This is a genomic window from Virgibacillus sp. FSP13, assembly GCF_054048505.1.
Window position 1 is genome coordinate 63,166 of sequence record NZ_JBSVKG010000001.1, and the last position, 23,161, is coordinate 86,326.

At 41.3% G+C, this 23,161-nt stretch carries 24 protein-coding genes; all 24 read left to right on the forward strand.

Annotation, left to right across the window (positions count from 1 at the left end; genetic code table 11):
- The first annotated feature begins 43 nt into the window (after positions 1-43).
- The 24 genes from ACW2QC_RS00295 to murA all read left to right on the forward strand — a co-directional run bounded on the left by ACW2QC_RS00295 (position 44) and on the right by murA (position 23,152).
- On the forward strand, positions 44-445 hold the full coding sequence (locus ACW2QC_RS00295; protein WP_457541980.1) for a hypothetical protein: 402 nt from the start codon (positions 44-46) through the stop codon (positions 443-445).
- 261 nt (positions 446-706) lie between these two features.
- On the forward strand, positions 707-1,735 hold the full coding sequence (locus ACW2QC_RS00300; RefSeq protein ID WP_457541981.1) for an L-threonylcarbamoyladenylate synthase: 1,029 nt from the start codon (positions 707-709) through the stop codon (positions 1,733-1,735).
- 103 nt (positions 1,736-1,838) lie between these two features.
- On the forward strand, positions 1,839-2,387 hold the full coding sequence (locus ACW2QC_RS00305) for a manganese efflux pump MntP (RefSeq protein ID WP_457541982.1): 549 nt from the start codon (positions 1,839-1,841) through the stop codon (positions 2,385-2,387).
- A gap of 297 nt (positions 2,388-2,684) precedes the next feature.
- Complete coding sequence (locus tag ACW2QC_RS00310) at positions 2,685-3,290, forward strand: arsenate reductase/protein-tyrosine-phosphatase family protein (protein ID WP_457541983.1); 606 nt, start codon at positions 2,685-2,687, stop codon at positions 3,288-3,290.
- A gap of 28 nt (positions 3,291-3,318) precedes the next feature.
- On the forward strand, positions 3,319-4,611 hold the full coding sequence (locus ACW2QC_RS00315; RefSeq protein WP_457541984.1) for a methyl-accepting chemotaxis protein: 1,293 nt from the start codon (positions 3,319-3,321) through the stop codon (positions 4,609-4,611).
- Positions 4,612-4,638: 27 nt separating this feature from the next.
- Positions 4,639-5,079, forward strand: coding sequence for a ribose 5-phosphate isomerase B (gene rpiB / locus ACW2QC_RS00320; RefSeq protein WP_457541985.1), 441 nt, complete (start codon positions 4,639-4,641; stop codon positions 5,077-5,079).
- A 54-nt stretch (positions 5,080-5,133) separates the two neighbouring features.
- A complete protein-coding gene (locus ACW2QC_RS00325; protein ID WP_457541986.1) occupies positions 5,134-5,679 on the forward strand; it encodes a TIGR01440 family protein in 546 nt (181 codons plus the stop codon).
- 111 nt (positions 5,680-5,790) lie between these two features.
- Entirely contained in the window at positions 5,791-7,044 is a 1,254-nt protein-coding gene (locus tag ACW2QC_RS00330) for a serine hydroxymethyltransferase (protein WP_457541987.1), read from the forward strand.
- A 315-nt stretch (positions 7,045-7,359) separates the two neighbouring features.
- On the forward strand, positions 7,360-7,989 hold the full coding sequence (gene upp, locus ACW2QC_RS00335) for a uracil phosphoribosyltransferase (RefSeq protein ID WP_457541988.1): 630 nt from the start codon (positions 7,360-7,362) through the stop codon (positions 7,987-7,989).
- Between the two features lie 52 nt (positions 7,990-8,041).
- The gene (gene wecB / locus ACW2QC_RS00340) at positions 8,042-9,154 is read left to right on the forward strand and encodes a non-hydrolyzing UDP-N-acetylglucosamine 2-epimerase (protein ID WP_457541989.1); all 1,113 of its coding nucleotides are present in this window, start codon (positions 8,042-8,044) and stop codon (positions 9,152-9,154) included.
- A 51-nt stretch (positions 9,155-9,205) separates the two neighbouring features.
- Positions 9,206-9,862, forward strand: a complete 657-nt coding sequence (locus tag ACW2QC_RS00345) for a hypothetical protein (RefSeq protein WP_457541990.1) — start codon at positions 9,206-9,208, stop codon at positions 9,860-9,862.
- Positions 9,844-12,027 carry a S8 family serine peptidase gene (locus ACW2QC_RS00350; protein ID WP_457541991.1) on the forward strand — a complete coding sequence of 728 codons (2,184 nt, stop codon included), beginning with the start codon at positions 9,844-9,846 and terminating at the stop codon, positions 12,025-12,027. Before ACW2QC_RS00345 ends, ACW2QC_RS00350 begins: the two co-directional genes overlap by 19 nt.
- Positions 12,028-12,551: 524 nt before the next feature.
- On the forward strand, positions 12,552-12,920 hold the full coding sequence (locus tag ACW2QC_RS00355; RefSeq protein WP_457542266.1) for an ATP synthase subunit I: 369 nt from the start codon (positions 12,552-12,554) through the stop codon (positions 12,918-12,920).
- Positions 12,921-12,943: 23 nt separating this feature from the next.
- The gene (gene atpB, locus ACW2QC_RS00360) at positions 12,944-13,666 is read left to right on the forward strand and encodes a F0F1 ATP synthase subunit A (RefSeq protein WP_106496054.1); all 723 of its coding nucleotides are present in this window, start codon (positions 12,944-12,946) and stop codon (positions 13,664-13,666) included.
- Between the two features lie 102 nt (positions 13,667-13,768).
- Positions 13,769-13,975: a F0F1 ATP synthase subunit C gene (gene atpE, locus ACW2QC_RS00365; RefSeq protein ID WP_106496055.1), complete on the forward strand. Its 207-nt coding sequence runs from the start codon at positions 13,769-13,771 to the stop codon at positions 13,973-13,975.
- 239 nt (positions 13,976-14,214) lie between these two features.
- Complete coding sequence (gene atpF, locus ACW2QC_RS00370) at positions 14,215-14,742, forward strand: F0F1 ATP synthase subunit B (protein ID WP_457542267.1); 528 nt, start codon at positions 14,215-14,217, stop codon at positions 14,740-14,742.
- On the forward strand, positions 14,739-15,284 hold the full coding sequence (locus tag ACW2QC_RS00375) for a F0F1 ATP synthase subunit delta (RefSeq protein ID WP_457541992.1): 546 nt from the start codon (positions 14,739-14,741) through the stop codon (positions 15,282-15,284). The genes atpF and ACW2QC_RS00375 overlap by 4 nt, the downstream gene beginning before the upstream one ends.
- Positions 15,285-15,302: 18 nt before the next feature.
- Complete coding sequence (atpA, locus tag ACW2QC_RS00380) at positions 15,303-16,817, forward strand: F0F1 ATP synthase subunit alpha (RefSeq protein WP_457541993.1); 1,515 nt, start codon at positions 15,303-15,305, stop codon at positions 16,815-16,817.
- Between the two features lie 128 nt (positions 16,818-16,945).
- Complete coding sequence (atpG, locus tag ACW2QC_RS00385) at positions 16,946-17,806, forward strand: ATP synthase F1 subunit gamma (protein WP_457541994.1); 861 nt, start codon at positions 16,946-16,948, stop codon at positions 17,804-17,806.
- Between the two features lie 39 nt (positions 17,807-17,845).
- A complete protein-coding gene (gene atpD, locus ACW2QC_RS00390) occupies positions 17,846-19,258 on the forward strand; it encodes a F0F1 ATP synthase subunit beta (protein ID WP_457541995.1) in 1,413 nt (470 codons plus the stop codon).
- Between the two features lie 88 nt (positions 19,259-19,346).
- Positions 19,347-19,742: a F0F1 ATP synthase subunit epsilon gene (locus ACW2QC_RS00395; protein WP_457541996.1), complete on the forward strand. Its 396-nt coding sequence runs from the start codon at positions 19,347-19,349 to the stop codon at positions 19,740-19,742.
- Positions 19,743-20,289: 547 nt separating this feature from the next.
- On the forward strand, positions 20,290-20,520 hold the full coding sequence (locus ACW2QC_RS00400) for a DUF1146 family protein (protein ID WP_457541997.1): 231 nt from the start codon (positions 20,290-20,292) through the stop codon (positions 20,518-20,520).
- A gap of 550 nt (positions 20,521-21,070) precedes the next feature.
- The gene (locus tag ACW2QC_RS00405) at positions 21,071-21,790 is read left to right on the forward strand and encodes a YwmB family TATA-box binding protein (RefSeq protein WP_457541998.1); all 720 of its coding nucleotides are present in this window, start codon (positions 21,071-21,073) and stop codon (positions 21,788-21,790) included.
- Positions 21,791-21,823: 33 nt separating this feature from the next.
- The gene (murA, locus tag ACW2QC_RS00410; protein WP_457541999.1) at positions 21,824-23,152 is read left to right on the forward strand and encodes a UDP-N-acetylglucosamine 1-carboxyvinyltransferase; all 1,329 of its coding nucleotides are present in this window, start codon (positions 21,824-21,826) and stop codon (positions 23,150-23,152) included.
- Positions 23,153-23,161 lie beyond the last annotated feature (9 nt).

Genomic DNA, 23,161 nt, shown 5'->3' on the forward strand with positions numbered 1-23,161 from the left:
TCGTAGAAATAGGAAAAGAATCTATTAAGTAGAGGTGAATAATATGAATCTAATCGCCACAAAGCATGCAGCCACCGAAAAGGTCGAACAATTTTTGGAAAAAAATCAAGATGTGAAACAGGATGCGCTTTTTCAAAATGGTTATGTAGTAGAAATGGATCAACAAATTGAAGGGTGCTTTATTTTAGAACAGGTGGATAATGGTGTTTATTGGTTAAAACAGCTTCATGTCACCAAACAAGCAGCACCATCACTGCCGATTTTATTGGAGTCTGTATTAGCACTGGCGAAGGAGAGAAATGCGAGAAGCATATATGTGCACAGCCACCAACCAATGGTAGATGTATTACTAGAGGCACTGCAGTTTCATCCACAAGAAGAAAACCAATTTGTGGATAATCACCCAGTAGAAAAAGGGAATTGGTGGACATATAACGTGTCTTAACCCGATATCCACAAAATCATGTGGATAGATGGTGATAATTCTGTTGATAATGTGAATAAGTAGTTATTTTGTTTTGAGTGTTGTGGATAAAGTGTATAAATTAGACTTAACCCCCTATCGCCTGTGGATAATTTCCGCGGGCTTATTTTGTGTAAGGACAGTAAAAAATGTCACATCTTTAGCCTAACGGCGTCGTCACCATTCTTTTTGCGAAAAAGAGTTCTATCAATTAAAATAGAGGAAGAGAAAAGGGGTACTACAATGGTTCAAACAAAACGATGGAATTTAACAGAAACTAGTTATCAACAAGCAATAGATGAAGCTGCGGCGCTTTTAAAAAGTGGCTCTGCAGTCGCCTTTCCAACAGAAACAGTGTACGGATTAGGTGCAGATGCGACAAGTGAAGCTGCGGTGGCGAAGATTTTCCAGGCGAAAGGACGCCCTGCGGATAACCCGCTCATTGCCCATGTAGCAACAAAAGAACAGCTGGCAAAATTGGTTACCTACATTCCGCCGTTTGTGGATAAGTTGATGGATGCTTTTTCACCTGGTCCTTTGACATATGTTTTACCAACAAATGACCTGTGTGCAACGAATGTTACGGCGGGGTTATCCACAATTGGTGTGAGGATGCCGGTTCATCCTGTTGCACAATCATTACTGAAACAGTGTGATATTCCAATTGCCGCACCAAGCGCAAATACTTCTGGCAAACCAAGCCCGACTACTGCGGATCATGTGTGGCAGGATTTGCACGGGAAAATTGCTGGCTTGCTTGATGGTGGTCCAACTGGTGTGGGTGTGGAGTCGACGGTAATTGACTGCACCGGAGAAATTCCAATTGTGTTACGGCCGGGTGGTGTTTCCAAAGAACAATTGGAACAAGTCGTTGGCGATGTGATGGTCGATCCTGCGTTAGTAGGCGCAGAGGGACGTCCAAAAGCACCAGGAATGAAATACAAACATTATGCTCCAGAAGTTCCGCTGTGGTTGGTTGAAGGTTCAGCCGATACATTGAAGGAAGTGATGGATAAGGAAAGAGGAAATTATCGCCGCATTGGTGTGATGGCGAGTAATGAAACAGCAGCAAATGTAGAGGCTGATCAAGTTATCCCGCTCGGTTCCAGGCAATCCCTTAATGAAATTGCTGCACATTTATATGATGCATTACGGACGTTTAAAGAGGGGGATATTGATTTAATTTTATGTGAAGTATTTCCGGAAACAGGAATCGGCGAGGCGATTATGAATCGGTTGCGAAAAGCAGCAAGTGAATATGTAACAAAGTAAGAGGTTTATCAACCAGTGAGGGCGCATTCCGCTTTTCTTTTTATGTTCATAATCAATCTCGGACATGCATATAATTTACTAGCATGTCCGAGGAGGTTGATGGATGTCGGAGTTAGGCGAGATTGTTTCATTAGTTTTCATGGCTTTTGCGCTAGGAATGGATGCATTTTCTGTTAGTCTGGGCATGGGAATGCAGATGTTAAGACTTAAACGGATTGCATTTATTGGGTTTGTAATTGGACTATTTCATATTATTATGCCATTCATCGGAATTATTTTGGGAAAAGTGATATCCGGCCAAATCGGTCAGCTAACAACACTGATTGCTGGAATGTTATTGATTGCGATTGGTGCACAGATGATTTTTTCCGCCTTTAATCATGAAGTGAAGAAAATCGTGAAACCAGCTGGGATTGGGCTGCTACTATTTGCGATTAGTGTCAGCATCGACAGTTTTTCGGTTGGTTTAAGCCTAGGTATGTCGGGGGTCAAAACAGCCATCGCACTATTATTGTTCGGTGCGGTAAGTATGATACTAACCTGGTTTGGGATGCTATTAGGCAAAAAAGTACACGGTCTATTAGGTGCTTACAGCGAGATTTTAGGTGGTAGTATATTGTGTGGATTTGGGTTAAATATGCTGTTTGGATAATAGATGTGAAGCGGGTGCTGTTCATAGAATGGCAGCCCGTTTTCGTTTGAGAAAGTTTCTTAAGTAGGCTAAGGAAGGCTCGTGATCGCTCCGCAACCCACATTTTCGATCAATAACCCCCGCACATTCGATCAACACCCCCACACATTCGTCGACAACTCCTACACTATCACTCCATAATCAAACCACGTCATTTTCCCCCGCTCCCCAACTTAAATGTTTTATATTTTTTCTGACATTCCCTATCCTTCTATGGTATAGTTTGGGTAGAAGATTTAAAAACGGGGGTTTCTTGTCATGAGAATCTTATTTATTTGTACGGGTAATACGTGTCGAAGTCCGATGGCTGAGGCGTTGATCAAGCACAAATATCCACAGGCGGAGGTTCAGTCTGCGGGAATTTTTGCTGGGAAAAATCAACGGGCAAATCATACGGCAATTGAGGCTCTTCAACTTGAGGGAATCCCGATCGACCACCGTTCACAACCAGTTACAGACAAACTACTTAACTGGTCAGATCTTGTGTTGACGATGACTACAAAGCACAAACAGTCGTTGATCTTACAATATCCCAAATTCCAAGACAAATATTTCACCTTAAAGGAATATGTTTCAGAAGCGGATAAAAAGGTATGGCAGGAACTCAAACAAGCTTATGCAGATTACGAGGAAAAGCGCTCCGTTTACATACAAGAAAATCAGCATAAACTCGATAATCAGAAGCTTGAACGGGAACTGGATGAATTTTTACGTAATGATTTAGATGCAATACAAAAAATGGAAGCAAGTTTAATCAATTATGACATTTCCGATCCGTTTGGTGGCGATTTAGCAGTATATCAAAAGACATTACGAGAGTTGGACAAACAGGTCGAATTGTTAATAAAGAAAATAGAAGATTAGTAGAACAACTTACGGGGGATAAAGAAGGATGGAGAAAAAGTATCGATTTAGCTTACGGTTGAAACTTGTACTACTAACCACAATTTTAGCAATTATCACGTATTCGTTCACAGCAATATTTATTTATTTTATTTCCGATTATGTTCGATCATTCTGGGACATATCTAATCAATCGTTTATGATCCTAACATTAATAATGGGGATTTTTTGGTCGGGTGTTTTGGCTTATTTTGCTGCCCAATTTGTGACAAAACCGCTTGTGAAATTGGAGCGGATGGCATCGAATGCGGCAAATGGCGATTTAAACCAGTCGATTGAAATTCCTAAATCTGATGATGAAATCCGTGCACTTTCGATTGCGTTCAACACAATGCTTAAAAATTTGACCCATATGGTGCATAATATAGATAAGCATTTTGAAAGTACCAATCAATCTGTGATTCAGATGAAAAATGCATCAAATGAAGCGGCACAGCATTCAAAGCTGATTGGTGCGTCAATTGATGACATTTCACAAGGTGCGGAAAATTCCTCAGAGGCTATCCAGCAAACCGTACAGTCGATTGAAGTGGCTACGAACCTGGCTGAGGAGGTTCAGAATAAAGCGGAAAAATCACGAGAAAAATCCGCTATTATGCTTGAAACACTAAATAATAGTAAAAAAGTGGTAAATCAATTGGTGACAGGTATTCGAAATATCGCCAATGAGCAAGAGCTTTCTTTACAAGATGTTGAGAACTTGCGGCAAAATGCATTGCACGTTGAGTCGATTATTACGATGGTCGGAGACATTGCCGAACAGACCAATCTGCTTGCATTAAATGCCTCAATTGAAGCGGCCCGTGCTGGTGAACATGGCCGAGGGTTTGCTGTGGTTGCTGAGGAGATACGTAAATTAGCTGATCAGAGTGCTGACGCGGTAAAACGTATTTCTGACTTAATAACGGCGATCCAGGGTGACGTGAATCAAGTTGTCGATAAAATAAATAATAATGTATTGTATGCGAAAGACGAATCGGAAAAAGGGGAACAAACAAACCTGGCTATTGAACAAATGGCTAGCTCTATTAACGAAGTGGCCACGGAAATTGAGACGATTTCAACGCTTGTGAATCAACAATTAGAATCAATCAAAAGAACAAGTGAACAGTCACAAGAAGTAGCGGCAATTGCACAAGAAACATCAGCAGGAGCAGAAGAGGTTAGCGCCTCCATTCAGGAACAGGCAGGTATAATTGAAAAAGTGGACGAAATGGCATACGACTTAGAAGACCAATCCCAAACATTAAATGAGCAAATAAAGCGGTTTAATGTTTCCTAATAACAACTATGAGAGGGAGCGATACTGATGAAAGTTATTTTAACTGCTGATCACGCAGGAATGACCATCCGTAATGAAATTAAAGACTTATTAGCTGAAATGGGAATTGAATACGAAGATACCGGCTGTGATTGTCAAGGGTCGGTGGACTACCCAGATTATGCCCTTCCAGCTGCAGAACGTGTTGCCAAGGGAGAGTTTGACCGTGGTATTTTCATCTGTGGAACTGGTATTGGTATGTCCATTTCAGCAAATAAGGTGAAGGGAATTCGCTGTGCATTAGTGCATGATGTTTATAGTGCTAAATTAACGAGACAGCATAATGATTCCAATGTGTTAGCAATGGGTGAACGTGTGATTGGACCAGGACTTGCACGCGAAATTGCGAAAACATGGCTAGAAGCTGAATTTGATGGTGGACGCCATGCAAATCGAATTGGCAAAATCACTACGTACGAAGAAAAATAGGAATATCAGGTTGCTTGCTTTACCAAAGTATCCCATATAGGCAGGTGAATGCTGATGGAAAAGTTGTATCAACAAGTGGAAAGCGATATCAATGCTATTGTTGATGAGTGGAGTAACAGTGGGTTTTTAAACGAAGGGGACTTATTTGTCATCGGTTGCTCGACAAGTGAAGTGATCGGTGAGCACATTGGCACAGCTGGTAGTGAAGAAGTAGCAGCGATTATTTATGAAAAACTGGCAATGCTGAAAAGCCAAACAAATATTAGACTCGCTTTTCAATGCTGTGAACATCTCAACCGGGCACTTGTCGTGGAAAAAGAGACGATGAACAGACACCAGCTTGAAGAAGTAGCTGTAATTCCAGCGCCAACAGCTGGTGGATCAATGGCTTCCTATGCCTACAAGCAGATGAAAAGCCCTGTCGTAGTGGAAAAGATCAAGGCAAATGCGGGCATAGACATCGGCGAAACAATGATTGGTATGCATCTAAAACGGGTAGCTGTACCGTTACGCTTTACCCAGCGACAGATTGGCAATGCCCGTGTAACCGCAGCACGTACAAGGCCAAAGTTGATCGGTGGGGAGCGGGCAATTTATTAGTAGCGAATGGCAGTTGTAACGAAGGATTTGGCATTAATGGATAACGCTCTTATTTTCCAGGGGGTTCTTCAAGTGCCTAGTCCAACTAAAATACATTGGAGGGTTCTACATATGAAAACAGCAACAATGGATAAAAGTTTACAGCAGGCAGATCAGGAACTATACGAGGCAATGCAAAATGAGAAGAAGCGGCAGCAGCAAAAAATCGAGCTAATCGCGTCTGAAAATTTTGTATCAGAAGCGGTTATGGAAGCGATGGGCTCCGTATTAACGAATAAATATGCAGAAGGCTATCCAGGCAAACGTTATTATGGTGGCTGTGAGTTTGTTGACGTAGCGGAAAATTTGGCTCGTGACCGCGCGAAAGAATTGTTTGGTGCTGATCACGTCAATGTACAACCACATTCAGGGGCCCAAGCAAACATGGCCGTTTATTTTACTGCTTTAGAAATAGGTGACACCGTTTTAGGTATGAATTTAAACCATGGTGGCCACTTAACACATGGTAGCCCAGTGAATTTTAGTGGGAAACTTTACAATTTTGTTGATTATGGCGTTGACAAAGAAACAGAACAGCTTGATTATGATGCAGTTTTGGAAAAAGCTAAAGAAGTGAAGCCGAAATTAATTGTCGCAGGAGCAAGTGCTTACTCCCGTACACTTGATTTTACCAAATTCCGAGAAATTGCTGATGCTGTCGGTGCTTATTTATTGGTTGACATGGCGCATATTGCAGGCCTAGTTGCAGCAGGGTTACATCCAAGCCCAGTACCATATGCTGATTTTGTGACAACAACAACACATAAAACGTTGCGTGGACCACGTGGCGGTATGATTTTATGTAAAGAAGAATACGCGAAAAAAATTGATAAGTCTGTTTTCCCTGGTATGCAGGGTGGTCCGTTAATGCATATTATTGCTGCCAAAGCAACATCATTCCAAGAGGCTTTATCAGATGATTTTAAAGCATATGCCAAACAAATTATTGAAAATGCTAAAGTTTTAGGTGAAGCGTTGACTGAGGAAGGAATTCGCATCGTTTCTGGTGGCACGGACAATCATTTATTACTTTTAGATGTAACACCACTTAACCTGACAGGAAAAGTAGCGGAGAAAGTTTTGGATGATATTGGGATTACGGCTAATAAAAATACCATTCCATTTGATACGGAAAGTCCATTTGTAACGAGTGGGGTACGAATTGGAACAGCAGCTGTCACTACTCGTGGCTTTGCAGAGGCAGAAATGAAAGAAATTGCTTCGATTATTTCCCTTACTTTAAAAAATTATGAAGATGAAGCGAAATTAAAAGAAGCAGCAGATCGGGTAAAAGCATTAACAGATAAATTCCCGCTTTATGCGTAAATTATAGAAGGATGTTCCTTTAGGGGGACGTCCTTTTTAACGTGTGAAAAAGGGTGGGGAATTGTGTTGTAAAAGATGCGAAAATTGCCCGCCGGTATTCTGTGAGAAGAATATAAACGGATCGAGCTGACAATAAAAGTCATCTCAAAAATTATCAGATTGCATTTGCGAACGAAGGAACGCCACCTACGAACCGGATGAAGCAGGAATAGACGTTTCAACATAAATGTAAGTCAACTTAACAATGCTTGAAACGTTCGACTTTTTTCAGTACAATTTGTAGGATGCAACTTATTAAAAGGAGTGATCAACAAAATGGGAAATGTACACGTACTAGATCATCCGTTAATTCAACATAAATTAACGTACATAAGAGATAAAGAGACAGGAACAAAGGAATTTCGCGAGCTTGTTGATGAAGTGGCCATGTTGATGGCATTTGAAATTACCCGGGACCTTCCATTACAGGAAATTGACACAGATACACCCGTTATGACAGCTAAAACAAAGGTGTTGGCAGGAAAGAAAATCGGCTTAATCCCAATTCTTCGCGCAGGCTTGGGTATGGTTGATGGTATGTTAAAGCTAATCCCAGCCGCTCGTGTTGGTCATGTCGGATTATATCGTGACCCTGAATCATTTCAACCCGTAGAATATTATATAAAATTGCCTTCTGATATTTCGGAACGTGAGCTAATTGTAATTGATCCAATGCTTGCTACAGGTGGCTCAGCAAACGATGCGATCCATTCATTGAAAAAGCGTGGAGCTAAGCAAATCCGCTTAATGTGTTTGGTTGCTGCACCTGAAGGCGTTAAAAAAATCCAGGAAGAACACCCTGATGTCGATATTTACCTAGCTGCTTTGGATGAAAAACTAGATGACCATGGTTACATTGTTCCAGGACTAGGCGATGCCGGTGACCGTCTTTTCGGCACAAAATAAAAGCGATTTTTCGACGAAGATAAGATGGAAAATTTATGTGGAGTGACGAGAAATGAGTAAACCGATTAAGGTAATGACAATTTTTGGGACACGACCAGAAGCAATTAAAATGGCACCACTCGTTTTGGAATTACAGAAGCGTAATGACCAATTTGAATCGATTGTGACCGTCACAGCACAACATCGGGAAATGCTTGATCAAGTGCTGGGAATTTTCGAAATTACACCTGATTATGATTTAAATATCATGAAACAAAAACAAACACTGGCGCAAATTACAACTCGGGCCTTAGAGGGCTTGGATGAAGTGATGAAGGAAACAAAGCCAGATATTGTGTTGGTACATGGTGATACAAGCACAACTTTTGCCGCTTCTCTAGCCGCATACTATAATCAAATTGCTGTTGGACATGTGGAAGCTGGACTCCGGACATGGGACAAATACTCCCCATATCCAGAAGAGATGAACCGTCAGCTTACAGGAGTAATGGCCGACTTGCATTTTGCCCCAACAGAGAAGTCGAAGCAAAATCTATTGGACGAAAACAAACCGGCTGAGCGGATTTTTGTAACCGGAAATACAGCAATTGATGCTCTTAAGACAACAGTAAATGGGGCGTACACGAGTCCAATCCTTGATGAACTGGGCGATAAGCGACTTGTCTTGATGACCGCACACCGCCGTGAAAATCTTGGTAATAATATGCAACAAATGTTTCGTGCGATAAAAAGGTTGGTGGAAACTCATGATGATGTAGAAGTCATTTACCCGGTCCACTTAAATCCAGTCGTTCAACAAACAGCTAATGAAATCTTGGGAAATGACGACCGAATTAAGCTAATCGAACCATTAAGTGTCGTTGATTTTCATAACTTTGCAGCACGTTCCCATTTAATTTTGACTGACTCAGGCGGCGTGCAGGAAGAAGCACCGTCACTCGGCGTCCCAGTGTTAGTGCTGCGTAATACGACAGAGCGACCTGAAGGGATCGAAGCAGGCACATTGAAGCTTGCCGGAACTGATGAGGAAAACATTTTTGGTCTAGCAAACGAGTTACTATTGGATAAAGATGCACATGACCGCATGGCGAGGGCCTCCAATCCATATGGTGATGGGGATGCATCAAGTAGAATAGCCGACGCGATTGTGAATTATTTTAACTAGAAAAAAAGGATCTGGTGCAGCGCATCGGATCCTTTTTTTGTATGAGGTTCGGTGGCTAAGGTGCAGCGATATCGGCGCGAGTTGCAAGGGTATCGTCCCGAGAGCGAAAACATCGGCGCGAGAGCGAAAACATCGTCCCGAGAGCGAAAACATCGGCGCGAGAGCGAGAACATCGGCGCGAGAGCGAAAACATCGGCGCGAGAGCGAAAACATCGTCCCGAGAGCGAGAACATCGGCGCGAGAGCGAGAACATCGGCGCGAGAGCAGAAACATCGGCGGGAGAGCGAGAACATCGTCCCGAGAGCGAGAACATCGTCCCGAGAGCGAAAACATCGGCGCGAGAGCGAAAACATCGGCGCGAGAGTGAAAACATCGTCCCGAGAGCGAGAACATCGTCCCGAGAGCGAGAACATCGTCCCGAGAGCGAGAACATCGGCGCGAGAGCGAAAACATCGTCCCGAGAGCGAGAACATCGGCGCGAGAGCGAGAACATCGGCGCGAGAGCGAAAACATCGGCGCGAGAGCGAGAACATCGGCGCGAGAACGAGAACATCGTCCCGAGAGCGAAAACATCGGCGCGAGAGCGAAAACATCGTCCCCAGCGCGTACCCCTTCCACAATTTTTCCGCCAATTCCATGCATGTTTATCAACTTTTTCCAAAAACTAAGCGAAAAAAAGGGGACTTCTCATGCGACGATTCACTTTAATCACTTTAGTAGCAGCAGCTTTTATTTTGGCAGTAACTCAGGCGACCATTTCAGCGGAGATAGATAATAAAGATGATAGTACAATATCTGTCATTATTGAAGTCGAGGGGGATCCTGTTAAGCATAAAAAGTACATCGAAGTTTATTATCCGTATGTGGATGTAGTTGCTACATATGACAAGCTATTCAAGGGATTAGCATTGCAGGGGGATACAAAGAATCTTTCTAAAATGGAGTCACTAGACTTTATTAAGGCGGTCCATCCGGTGAAAACGTATCACGCTATTTCCCAATCTTTACCCGCAAACAGTGAGGAATCGAATGCTGTTATTCCTGCTGCAATCAACAACACGCCTTATACGGGAGAAGGTGTTAAAGTGGGGATTATTGATACGGGGATTGATTACGATCACCCGGATTTGACGAAAAATTATCAAGCGGGTTATGACCTTGTTGACCTTGATGATGATCCGATGGAAACAGTCGCTTCACAGGGAATGCCAACCCTCCATGGTACACATGTTGCCGGCATTATTGCAGCAAATGGGGAGCTTCAAGGAGTTGCACCAGATGCTGAAATTTATGCGTATCGTGCATTAGGGCCTGGTGGGCAAGGAAGTTCTGTGCAAGTTATTGCAGCTTTGGAACAAGCGGTAGAGGATGGGGTGGATATCATTAATCTGTCCCTGGGTAACGCAGTGAATGGTCCAGATTACCCGACAAGCATTGCAGTGAACCGCGCTGTCGAACTCGGTGTTGCTGTGGTGATTGCTAATGGGAATAGCGGCCCGGATAATTGGACGGTTGGTTCACCTGCAACAGCGTCAAAGGCATTATCAGTTGGTGCACTTGCTTTGCCGCAACGTGTACCATTTCTTTATGATCCAATAAAGGATAAACAGATTGCGTTAATTCCAATGGTCGGCTCGCCAACCTGGAATCTTGAACGTGATTACAAAGTCATAGAGAAGACAACAGATTTAAACAATGCCCGTGGAAAAATTGTACTTCTTGAGCGCGGAAAAATTCCTTTCTATGAAAAGGCGAAGAAAGCGGAGGAAGCTGGTGCCGTTGCTGTTCTTATTTATAATAACGAACAGGGTGCTTTTCGAGGTTCGGTTGAAAATGAAGAAAATGCATTACAAATACCAGTCGCAGCCATAACGAAGAAGGAAGGTGAATGGCTCAAACAACGCATTGAGCAGAATTCGGTATACCTTGAAACAACGTACAAACAGACAACGAAAGGCATTGCCGACTTTAGTTCACGTGGTCCGGTAACAGTAAATTGGGATATCAAACCAGATGTCATTGCACCTGGGGCGAATATTTTGAGTACGGTTCCGGGGGGCTATCGTGAATTACAGGGAACAAGTATGGCCGCGCCACATGTTGCGGGGGGACTCGCCTTATTAAAACAAGCACATCCTGACTGGACAGTTGCACAACTAGAAGATGCATTGAAGACGACTGCCCTTCCCCTTAAAGATCAAGAACCAATCGTTCAAGGTATGGGGCAAATTCAACCAGGACAAGCAATCAAAACAAGTACAATTATTCACGATCCTTTACTATCATTTGGGAAAATAAACGATTATAAAGAGCGCAAAACAATCCAACTAACGATAGAGAATACAACGGATCAAAAACAACGCTATTCCTTTGATATCCCGAAAGTAACGAAGGGAATAAGCTGGCATTTGCCACAAACATTTACGGTTGAAGCGAATAGTAAAAAGACAGTACCAGTTGAATTGAGTGTTGTAACACCTCAACTGGATGAAGGGATTTATCAGGGGAGGTTAACACTAAACCAGGAAGGCGAAACATATAAATTGCCATATTTGTTTGTGAATGAAACCGCCGATTATCCAAAAGCGATGGGATTTGACTTTGGATTAGAGCCATTTTCCGATGATCGTTACGTCTATCAGTTATACTTGACCGACCCAACGCAAAAGGTGGAGGTTAATTTGTATAATTCGGCTACTTTGCTATATGAACGGTCATTACTCACTATTGAAGATCCACAAGTAGGAATGAATGAAGGGAAAATAGCGAAAAGCGATCTTGGTGAACCAGGCACATATAAAGCATTAGTCACGGTACAATTAGAAAATGGTGCCTATGAAAGTTATGAAACAGAAGTTCAAATTAATCCATGAATGGCTTCAAGGGGCGGTATCCAGTTGCATTCGCGACAGGACCCGTCCCATAAAAGTCGTTTTCACTTTTTCGTTCACAAAAATGTCATTAAATAGGCAGGCAGTATCCTTTATAATAGAAAGGAGATTAAATACGACCATTTTTTCTATCCCCTCTGCCCTGTGAAAATCGACAAAAATTTTACTTGCTCAGGGGATTAATTACCAATTTGTATTTTCTCTCACAAACTAATTGACAACCGGGTATGGCTATTGTAAACTTGCTTAGTGTGGAATGATAGGGTTTACAATATACTGAGATAATTATGTTTTCATAGAGGTTTCCAATACATAAGTATATGGAAATATTTCTACAAAATCAGTGATTTTTCTCACTATTGTGTCAATAACCTGAAGAAAAAAGCACAGTTCGATATATGAATGTTTGCTTGCTAAAAAAGTATATGCGCATTTTGGCTGGATTCTATTATTTGATGACAGCACATGTATCGGAGGTACGAAACGTTATGGGAGAAGAACAAATCATGTCGCATTATCAGAGTATGATAGCACGAGAACGCAAGTGGATGTTCTACCTTCTCGCAATTTTTGTGCTTGGAGCTGGTTTTACACCATATCCACGTATTTTTCTTGGGCTTCTTTTGGGAAGCATTGTCAGCTTTTATAATTTATGGCTTTTACAAAGAAAAATTAATGACTTTGCTGAGTCTGTAGAAAAAAATCATTCCACAAAAGGGCTTGGCACAATTTCGCGGTTTGCTGCTGTAGCATTCGCGGTGATTATTGCACTTCGATTCGAAGAGCATTTTCACATCATAGCAGTTTTAATTGGAATAATGACATCCTATCTCGTCATTATGATAGATTTTGCTATCTTCAAATCTAAGGATTAGTGTTTGGAAGAGGGGTGAATAAGATGGATCATGGAGCACCAATAGTAGAAGATGTCTTTGGTATACCTTGGCTTGATTTTAATTTATCAAACGTTGTAATGATTGCAATTGCCTCATTAATTGTGTTTATCATTTGTGTTGCTTGTTCGAGAAAGCTACAAATGAAACCAACCGGAGCACAGAACTTTATGGAGTGGGCACTTGACTTCGTGAAAGGTATCGTAAACGGGGCAATGGATTGGAAAACGGGGAAAATCTTTCTACCGTTAGCACTGACACTAATCACCTATATTTTTGTCAGTAACCTATTAGGCGTTATGACGATGGCAACATTTGGTCACGATTTATGGTGGAAGTCACCAACTTCAGACCCTGGTATCACATTAACGTTATCCACAATGGTTATCGTACTGACACACTACTATGGAATTAAACTTCGCGGTGCAAAGGAATATGGGAAAGAGTTCTTAAAACCATTCCCAATGTTTTTACCGATTAAGATCGTTGAAGAATTTGCCAACACGATGACGCTAGGTCTTCGTCTGTTCGGTAACATTTTCGCTGGTGAGGTACTTCTAGGTCTACTAGCAGGCTTAACATCATCCGGTTTCTTGGGATTCTTAGGTGGAGCAATTCCGATGCTAGCATGGCAAGGATTTAGTATTTTCATTGGCGGAATCCAAGCATTTATTTTCACAACACTGGCGATGGTTTACATGTCGCATAAAGTAAGCAGTGATCACTAAGTTTCATCCAAATTGTTAATTAACCAGTTTTGACAGTTTATCTGTTGAAGCGGGAAATTATTAAAAAAACTTATAACAACTATTTTGAGGAGGATTTATATTATGGGAGCTTTAGCAGCTGCAATTGCAGTAGGTTTGGCAGCATTAGGTGCTGGTTTAGGTAACGGTTTAATCGTAAGTCGTACAGTTGAGGGGATTGCTCGTCAACCAGAATTGAAAGGTCAACTACAAACTACTATGTACATTGGTATTGGTCTTGTTGAGGCAATGCCGATCATCGCGGTAGTTATCGCACTTATGGTAATGTAGTTACAATAAAAATCACACAAAAATGGCGAAGTATGTCTTCCAATAGAATCTTCGCCGTTGTTTATACAGAGCACAAAAGCGTTAGTCCTCGAGTAAGCGGCGTACGCGTTGGAGCTAGACGTGGCTATTCTTAACAAAGGATCTTATGGCTACAAATTTTATGCTCTCTTTACTATGAGCAAAAGAAATTATCAATCAATGAAATTCCTACCTAATTAAAGGGGAAAGGAGTGAATTCTGTGCAAGCATTCACTGGATTTTCTACTATCTATGCATCAGTTGGTAGTCTCCAAGTCGGGGATATGTTAGCCCAACTATTCTTCTTCATTGTTTTACTCGTATTATTACGTAAATTTGCATGGGGACCATTAATGGGCATGATGCAAAAACGTGAAGAATATGTTGCATCGGAAATCGAGGCAGCGGAAAAAAGCCGTGCCGATGCTGAACGTGCATCAGAAGAAGCAACAGCACAATTGAAACAAACAAAACAAGAAGCACAAAAAATTATTGAAGATGCAAAAAGCGTTGGGGCAAGGCAAGAACAAGAAATTGTTGATTCCGCACGAAAAGAAGCGGAACGAATCAAGCTTGCTGCACAAGAAGAAATTCAAAATGAAAAAGAGCAAGCATTACAAGCACTTCAAGATAAAGTTGCTTCATTGTCTGTTCTTATTGCAAGCAAGGTAATTGAAAAAGAAATTAGTGAAACAGATCAGGAAAAACTGATTAATGACTATATTAAAGAGGTAGGAGAAGAGCGATGAGTGAAGCGGTAGTTGCAAAACGTTATGCAGATGCTCTTTTTCAGCTCGGAAATGAAAAGCAGATACAAGATCAATTAGTTGACGAATTTCGTATTGTCAAAGAAGTTTTTCAAGCAAACAAGCAACTTTTTACATTCTTAAAGCATCCTCGTGTTAATAATGAGAAAAAGAAACAATTCTTGCAAGAAGCGTTTCAAGGTATGTCAGACGATGTCGTTAACACATTAAAATTACTTGTAGAACGCCATCGTATTGAAATCATTCCATCCATTATTGATCATTTAATTCAATTGGCTAATGATGCTAAAGGGATTGCAGAGGCAACAGTATATTCTGTTCGTGAATTATCTGATGCTGAAATAGAAGAGCTTGCAGCAAAATTTGCCAAACGTTTTCATAAACAGGCAATTAAATTGGAAAATAAAGTTGATCCTTCAATTGTCGGTGGTGTGAAACTCCGGATGGGGAACACAATTTATGATGGTTCACTAAGCGGGAAGTTGAAACGCATCGAACGAGATATTGTAACTGCAAACAAATGATGATAGGGGTGAAATGGTATGAGCATCAAAGCTGAAGAAATCAGTACGCTGATTAAACAGCAAATCGAGAATTTTGACTCGGAAATTGAAGTAAGTGATGTCGGAACGGTTATCGAAGTCGGTGACGGTATCGCACGTGCACACGGTCTTGACAATGTCATGGCTGGTGAGCTTATTGAATTTTCAAATGGTGTAATGGGTATGGCACAGAACTTGGAAGAGTCCAATGTCGGTATCGTTATCCTTGGACCATATACAGAAATTAAAGAAGGCGATGAAGTTCGTCGTACAGGCAGAATCATGCAAGTACCAGTTGGAGAGGAATTATTAGGACGTGTTGTGAACCCACTTGGCCAGCCAATTGATGGAAAAGGCCCAATGGAAACAACGAAAACACGTCCAATCGAATCCGCGGCACCTGGTGTTATGGATCGTAAATCAGTTGATGAGCCATTACAAACTGGTATTAAAGCAATTGATGCGCTTGTACCAATTGGCCGTGGCCAACGTGAATTAATCATCGGTGACCGCCAAACTGGTAAAACTACTGTTGCAGTAGATACAATTTTAAATCAAAAAGACCAAGACATGATTTGTATCTATGTTGCAATTGGTCAAAAAGAATCAACTGTAAGAGGAACGGTTGAAACATTCCGTCGTTACGGTGCACTTGATAATACAATCGTAGTATCTGCTGGGGCATCTGATCCAGCACCATTATTATACCTAGCTCCATATACTGGTGTATCGATGGGTGAAGAATTCATGTACAACGGAAAACACGTATTGGTTGTTTATGATGACTTATCGAAACAAGCGGCTGCTTATCGTGAACTGTCTTTACTATTACGTCGTCCACCGGGCCGTGAAGCATTCCCTGGGGATGTATTCTACTTGCATTCACGCTTGTTGGAACGTGCAGCTAAACTAAGTGATGCATTAGGCGGCGGTTCGCTAACTGCATTGCCATTTGTTGAAACACAAGCAGGTGACATTGGTGCATATATCCCAACGAACGTTATTTCAATTACGGATGGACAAATTTTCCTACAGTCGGACTTATTTTTCTCTGGTGTACGTCCAGCGATTAACCCAGGTCTTTCTGTATCACGTGTTGGTGGATCAGCGCAAATTAAAGCAATGAAAAAGGTTGCCGGTACATTGCGTCTTGACCTTGCTTCCTTCCGTGAACTAGAAGCGTTCGCACAGTTCGGTTCCGATTTGGATAAAGCGACAAAAGCGAAATTGGATCGTGGGGAACGGACAGTTGAAGTTCTTAAACAAGGGTTGCATAAACCATTAGCTGTTGAAAAACAAGTTATGATCATCTATGCATTAACAAAAGGATTCTTGGATGATATTCCGGTTGTGGATGTTACACGTTTTGAAGAAGAGTTCAACATGTGGTTGGATGAAAATCGCAAAGAATTGATTTCATCTATTCGAGAAACTGGTAAGCTTCCAGAAGCAGATGATATGAATGATGCAGTTGTGACATTTAAAAAGACGTTTTTGCCAACAGAAAATAAATAGACGACTTTCGTTTCGTTATGAATAGCAAAAGTGTTTAGAATTGGGGTTTTGGAATTTGGCATCACTTTTCATGTCATCTGAACTCTAATTCTAATCGCTGACCTCTGTAAGGAAGGGTGGTGAAACGCTTGGCATCACTAAAAGAGATTAAAGGTAGAATCGATTCAACAAAGAAGATGAAACAGATTACCAAAGCAATGGAGATGGTTTCTGCATCCAAGTTGAATCGCGCAGAAGAAAATGCGAAATCATTTGTTCCATATAGTGAGAAGATGCAAGAAGTTGTCGGTAGTATCGCACGTAACAATACAGACGCTGAACATCCTATGCTTGAACAACGTGACGTGAAAAAGACTGGATATCTAGTTATCACTTCGGACCGTGGTCTAGCTGGGGCTTATAACAGTAGTGTATTGCGTAATGTGTATCAAACAATTATGGATAGGCACAGTTCAAGTGATGAGTATGCAGTGATTGTAATTGGACGTGTCGGGTATGAGTTTTTCAAACACCGGGATATACCAATTACAAAAAGCATTCTCGGACTTGCCGATCAACCAAATTTTGCCGATATTAAGGAACTGGCTTCTGAAACAGTGCAATTGTATTTAGATGAAGAAGTTGATGAGTTAAATATGTATTACAATCATTACGTAAGTGCTATTTCTCAACAGGTAACATCGAACAAACTATTACCATTGACGGATTTAGAAGCTGGCACTGCTTCAACAAGTCAGTACGAATACGAACCAAATCAAGAAGACATTCTAGAAGTGTTATTGCCACAATATGCTGAGAGCTTGATTTATGGAGCATTGCTTGACGGAAAAGCGAGTGAACATGCAGCACGGATGACTGCAATGCGCAGTGCATCAGATAATGCTAATGATATTATTGATGATCTATCATTATCATATAACCGTGCACGCCAAGCTGCTATCACACAAGAAATCACAGAAATAATTAGTGGGGTAGCTGCACTGGAATAGCTCCTTGACCTAGTTAGAAGTAAGTTAGGAGGGAAATTGATGTCGAAAGGTTACATTACACAAGTCATGGGTCCAGTTGTCGATGTGAAATTTGACGAAGGACAGCTCCCTGACATTTATAATGCATTAGTTATCCAATATGATGCAAAAGAAGAGACACATGTAAGCATTGACCTTACATTAGAAGTCGCACTTCATCTTGGTGACAATACGGTACGAACCATTGCAATGTCATCAACAGATGGTGTTATGCGCGGCATGGAAGTAGAAGATTTAGGCAGAGCAATCTCCGTCCCGGTCGGTGAAGATACATTAGGACGTGTATTTAACGTGCTTGGGGAAAATATTGACCTTGATGAACCATTGGATAAAGGTGTACGTCGCGATCCAATTCACCGTGAAGCACCTAAATTTGAAAACCTTGCAACAGAAACACAGATTTTAGAAACAGGTATTAAAGTTGTTGACTTACTAGCACCTTACATTAAAGGTGGTAAAATCGGTTTGTTTGGTGGTGCCGGTGTAGGGAAGACAGTTCTTATTCAAGAATTGATCAACAACATCGCTCAAGAACATGGTGGTATTTCTGTATTCGCCGGTGTTGGTGAGCGTACACGTGAAGGTAACGACCTTTACTACGAAATGAAAGACTCCGGTGTTATTGTGAAAACGGCCATGGTATTTGGTCAAATGAACGAGCCACCAGGTGCACGGATGCGTGTAGCGTTAACTGGCTTGACAATGGCAGAATATTTCCGTGATGAAGAAGGACAAGATGTGTTGTTATTCATCGACAATATTTTCCGTTTTACTCAAGCAGGTTCAGAGGTTTCCGCACTACTTGGTCGGATGCCATCAGCTGTTGGTTATCAGCCAACACTTTCAACTGAAATGGGACAATTACAAGAGCGTATCACATCAACAAATAAAGGATCTGTAACATCGATTCAGGCTGTATATGTACCTGCCGATGACTATACAGACCCAGCACCTGCTACAACATTTGCTCACCTTGATGCGACAACTAACCTTGATCGTAAGCTATCTGAGCAAGGTATCTATCCTGCGGTGGATCCACTAGCATCCACATCTCGCGCGTTAGACCCAGAAATTGTTGGACAGGAGCATTATGAAGTTGCACGTGAAGTTCAAAGTACCATTCAGCATTATAAGGAATTACAAGATATTATCGCAATCCTAGGTATGGATGAGCTTTCCGAGGAAGATAAATTAACGGTTGCACGCGCACGCCGGATTCAATTCTTCTTATCACAAAACTTCCACGTTGCTGAACAGTTCACTGGTCAAAAAGGTTCTTATGTTCCAGTTAGTGAAGCTGTAAAAGGCTTCAGAGAAATTTTGGACGGTAAGTATGACGATCTACCAGAGGATGCATTCCGTTTGGTAGGACGTATTGAAGAAGTAGTTGAAAAAGCAAAAGAAATGGAATAATAACGAAGGCTTGGATAAGCAGTAATTGTGGGAAATGACACGTAACCATTTCCCATCCTGCTTATTACCAGTCCGAGGAGGGGTTACATTGAAAACACTAACTGTGAGTGTTGTTACTCCTGATGGTCCAGTTTTGGAAGATAGTTTTGAAATGGTTAGCTGTAAAGCAGAAAATGGGGAACTTGGTATTTTACCAGGACACATTCCATTGGTCGCTCCATTGACGATTAGTGCCGTCCGTCTAAAACGTGGCGATGAAATGGAACGACTAGCTGTTAGTGGCGGATTTCTGGAGGTACGACCGGAAAAGGTAACAATCCTTGCCCAATCTGCGGAGAAACCTTCAGACATCAGTGTTGACCGCGCGCAGGAAGCAAAAACACGCGCAGAGCAACGCCTCCAGTCCAAACAAGACGATATCGACTTCCAAAGGGCAGAATTAGCACTCAAACGGGCAATAAACCGATTGGATATTACTCAGTAGATAAGAAAAGCGCAAGCGCCCGTTTAGCAACGTACAAACTGCGCCCTGTCATACAGGGTGGTTCGGTGTTGCTGCGCAAAGCAGCGGCCTTAACCGAACTTCCTTCCGTACGAGATAAAGGAAACACGACGACCGTAGGGAGTTGATGTTGACTTATCGTAGGAAGAATTCTGAAGTTTGGGATTGCGCTAAATGCTCGTCCCACCAAAAAGATCTGCTAGTTGCTGGGCGCTGGAGCTGGACATCTTAAAAGAGTCTCTCATGACATTTTGTTGTGTGAGGCTTTTTTGTTGGATTAGGAATCGCGAAGAACCGTAAAAAGCATGATGACAAAATCCAGCCAGCATCAACAAAAATCATCCTATTCAAAAAATAAACTCGATATTTCCCGGGAAATGAGATGGACATTCCCTAATTGGTGAACCAATCTAACAAGAATCGAGTTTTTACGATATGCTTGGTGTTAACCAATTCGTTGACATTCACCTATTAACATGGCAAAGTTATCAATAGAAAAACTCATTTTTATCAAACAAGGTGTGAATTTATGTTTTCAATTAGTCAACTCGCAATAACAAGTATGATATCTCATTTGATTTTTATCTTTATTACCTGGAAAGTGGTTCAATGCATTAATTTCGACCCGTTAATTCGAAAAGGCAAGGTAACAGAGGCACGCATTTTGCTGCTCTTTATTACGATTGTAATTGGCTCCGGCGTCAGCAGATTTTTCCTTGAGTTCCTTCAATGGTCCCAAGATCTGCGGCTTCTTTTTTAAGGGTTGTTTACAAAAGGGCTGTTTTTTAGTAGAATGTGGTTTTTGACACATGGTCTATAAACTTTGACATAATGATTTATTGTTTGGCGCTTCACCTACCACTCCGGAAATTGAATGCGAGGTAAGTGCTCCGTTGATTTCTGTTCTGAGCAGTTGCTTTCCGGGGCACGGCTTCAGCCTCCTCGGAAGAAAAACACTTCCTGCGGGCTTAACAGCCGGCCCCGGAAACACCAACCATCGTCCCAAATAACGTTGCGGTTTCTATCATTGTGAGTTCTAAAAGCAACAGCCTATAACAAAAGAGCTTTTTTAAAAGGAAAGTATGGAAAGCTTCTATGACAAACATCTCATACAGGAGCTTTCCTTTTTTATATAGATGCGTTACCTGAGTTCCAACGCCCTCAACTCAATCCTCTTGCTTATAATTCCCCAACTATTTGAACTCAAACTAGTAATCTACAACACTACCAACTTATCGATATTTATACGGTATGTTTTAGTTCCCTCTTGTTCATACTGGTTATATAGATTGAACAAGGGGGATCTTTTTATGAAGAAAATAGTTCTTATGGTCGTTTTATTACTTATTCTTTTTACCAAAACTGTGGTAGGTTATACCGCATCAGTAACGGATGAGATGATAGATTTAGCTTCAGCTGTAATAGAAAGTGAAATAGGAATTGATAACTGGCAGGTCACCATCAAGGAACAAATCAGTCACGAAAAAGCAAATAATGTAGCTAATAAGTTGAAAAATGGTTATTTAGTCTCTACCGCAGAGGATGAGAACATTATAAAATATTCATTTAGTGACGTTCATAAATCAGATGATCTGGACGAATCTTTTAAAGTGGTTATTCCTAAAAATACCAACTATCAAGCAGAAGTGATTACAGTGATTCGTGGGGACTTCTGGAACGAGTCAGTAGAACAAGCATATATTTCGACAAAAAATGCATTGCCCGATTATTTATTCTCGAAAGATGCGGAAAGATTTGCTTGTCTGACGACTGATAGTAGTGGTACAATTGATAGTGATTATTTTTTAAATGAATTTAGTGAAAAATTAAATGTCCAACAAAAATTAACACAAACCGACAAAATAAAAAATACTTCGGTTGGGAAAATTTTGTATGGATATACACCATTATGGGATCAAAAAATCACGATAATGGACAAATCGATGAATGTACAAATAGCGATTAATGAAAGCAAAGATGAAGGAACGAAATTCACGATAGGAACACCTATCTTGATAACTGAATATTAATATAGTGAAATTGCAACTGAAGGAGATTGAAACATGGAAAAGATCATTGTTCGCGGCGGGAGACAACTTAATGGCGCCGTCAAAGTGGAAGGTGCTAAGAATGCAGTGCTGCCTGTTATCGCTGCAAGTATTATCGCAAGTGAAGGAAAAAGTGTTTTACATGATGTTCCAGTACTAGCTGATGTATATACAATTAATCAAGTTATTCGTAATATGAACGCGGATGTTCACTTTGAAAATAATACAATTACCGTTGATGCGTCAAAGGAATTAAAAACAGAAGCTCCTTTCGAGTACGTTCGTAAAATGCGTGCGTCCGTCTTAGTATTGGGGCCTCTTTTGGCGCGTTATGGTCACGCTAAGGTTGCGATGCCTGGCGGATGTGCAATTGGTTCCAGACCAATTAATTTACATTTAAAGGGATTTGAAGCAATGGGTGCAGATGTACACGTTGGCAATGGTTTCGTGGAAGCTAAAGTAGATGGCCGGTTGCAAGGTGCTAAAATATATTTAGATGTACCAAGTGTTGGCGCTACCGAAAATATTATGATGGCTGCTGCATTGGCTGAAGGAAAAACAATTATTGAAAACTGTGCAAAAGAACCGGAGATTGTTGATTTAGCCAATTTCTTAAATAAAATGGGTGGCCGTGTTGTCGGTGCAGGGACGGAAACCATTCGCATTGAAGGTGTAGAAAGTTTACACGGAACAGAACATGCGATTATTCCTGATCGTGTCGAAGCAGGAACATTTATGGTGGCAGCTGCAATTACGGGAGGAAATATTTTAATTGAAAATGCTGTGAGTGAACACCTTCGTTCCGTTATTTCCAAGCTTGAAGAAATGAATGTCACGATTAAAGAAGAAAACGACGGACTACGTGTGATCGGACCGAATAATTTAAAGGCGACAGATATCAAGACATTGCCACATCCAGGATTCCCAACTGATATGCAATCACAAATGATGGCACTAATGTTGTATGCACACGGAACTAGTGTTATTACGGAGACGGTATTTGAAAACCGGTTTATGCATGTTGAAGAGTTCAGACGGATGAACGCCAAAATGAAAATCGAAGGGCGTAGTGTGATTGTTGAAGGCGATTCTGACTTACAAGGTGCAGAAGTTGCAGCTACCGATTTGCGCGCCGCTGCAGCATTAATTTTAGCTGGGTTACGAGCAGATGGCTTTACACGTGTGACCGAACTGAAACATTTGGATCGCGGCTATGTTGACTTTGCCGGAAAATTAGCCTCTTTAGGTGCAGATATCGAACGTGTCGCTGATAATGAAGACATCGTAAAACCAAATGCAAAAGTAGATTATCAGAATAATAATATTGTAGCCAAGTTATCTTAAGTTTATACG

Excerpts from the sequence above, each read along its gene's own strand:
- ACW2QC_RS00295 (WP_457541980.1), top strand. The coding sequence starts at position 44 with ATGAATCTAATCGCCACAAAGCATGCAGCCACCGAAAAGGTCGAACAA.
- ACW2QC_RS00300 (WP_457541981.1), top strand. The coding sequence starts at position 707 with ATGGTTCAAACAAAACGATGGAATTTAACAGAAACTAGTTATCAACAA.
- ACW2QC_RS00305 (WP_457541982.1), top strand. The coding sequence starts at position 1,839 with ATGTCGGAGTTAGGCGAGATTGTTTCATTAGTTTTCATGGCTTTTGCG.
- ACW2QC_RS00310 (WP_457541983.1), top strand. The coding sequence starts at position 2,685 with ATGAGAATCTTATTTATTTGTACGGGTAATACGTGTCGAAGTCCGATG.
- ACW2QC_RS00315 (WP_457541984.1), top strand. The coding sequence starts at position 3,319 with ATGGAGAAAAAGTATCGATTTAGCTTACGGTTGAAACTTGTACTACTA.
- rpiB (WP_457541985.1), top strand. The coding sequence starts at position 4,639 with ATGAAAGTTATTTTAACTGCTGATCACGCAGGAATGACCATCCGTAAT.
- ACW2QC_RS00325 (WP_457541986.1), top strand. The coding sequence starts at position 5,134 with ATGGAAAAGTTGTATCAACAAGTGGAAAGCGATATCAATGCTATTGTT.
- ACW2QC_RS00330 (WP_457541987.1), top strand. The coding sequence starts at position 5,791 with ATGAAAACAGCAACAATGGATAAAAGTTTACAGCAGGCAGATCAGGAA.
- upp (WP_457541988.1), top strand. The coding sequence starts at position 7,360 with ATGGGAAATGTACACGTACTAGATCATCCGTTAATTCAACATAAATTA.
- wecB (WP_457541989.1), top strand. The coding sequence starts at position 8,042 with ATGAGTAAACCGATTAAGGTAATGACAATTTTTGGGACACGACCAGAA.
- ACW2QC_RS00350 (WP_457541991.1), top strand. The coding sequence starts at position 9,844 with ATGCGACGATTCACTTTAATCACTTTAGTAGCAGCAGCTTTTATTTTG.
- ACW2QC_RS00355 (WP_457542266.1), top strand. The coding sequence starts at position 12,552 with ATGTCGCATTATCAGAGTATGATAGCACGAGAACGCAAGTGGATGTTC.
- atpB (WP_106496054.1), top strand. The coding sequence starts at position 12,944 with ATGGATCATGGAGCACCAATAGTAGAAGATGTCTTTGGTATACCTTGG.
- atpE (WP_106496055.1), top strand. The coding sequence starts at position 13,769 with ATGGGAGCTTTAGCAGCTGCAATTGCAGTAGGTTTGGCAGCATTAGGT.
- ACW2QC_RS00375 (WP_457541992.1), top strand. The coding sequence starts at position 14,739 with ATGAGTGAAGCGGTAGTTGCAAAACGTTATGCAGATGCTCTTTTTCAG.
- atpA (WP_457541993.1), top strand. The coding sequence starts at position 15,303 with ATGAGCATCAAAGCTGAAGAAATCAGTACGCTGATTAAACAGCAAATC.
- atpD (WP_457541995.1), top strand. The coding sequence starts at position 17,846 with ATGTCGAAAGGTTACATTACACAAGTCATGGGTCCAGTTGTCGATGTG.
- ACW2QC_RS00400 (WP_457541997.1), top strand. The coding sequence starts at position 20,290 with ATGTTTTCAATTAGTCAACTCGCAATAACAAGTATGATATCTCATTTG.
- ACW2QC_RS00405 (WP_457541998.1), top strand. The coding sequence starts at position 21,071 with ATGAAGAAAATAGTTCTTATGGTCGTTTTATTACTTATTCTTTTTACC.
- murA (WP_457541999.1), top strand. The coding sequence starts at position 21,824 with ATGGAAAAGATCATTGTTCGCGGCGGGAGACAACTTAATGGCGCCGTC.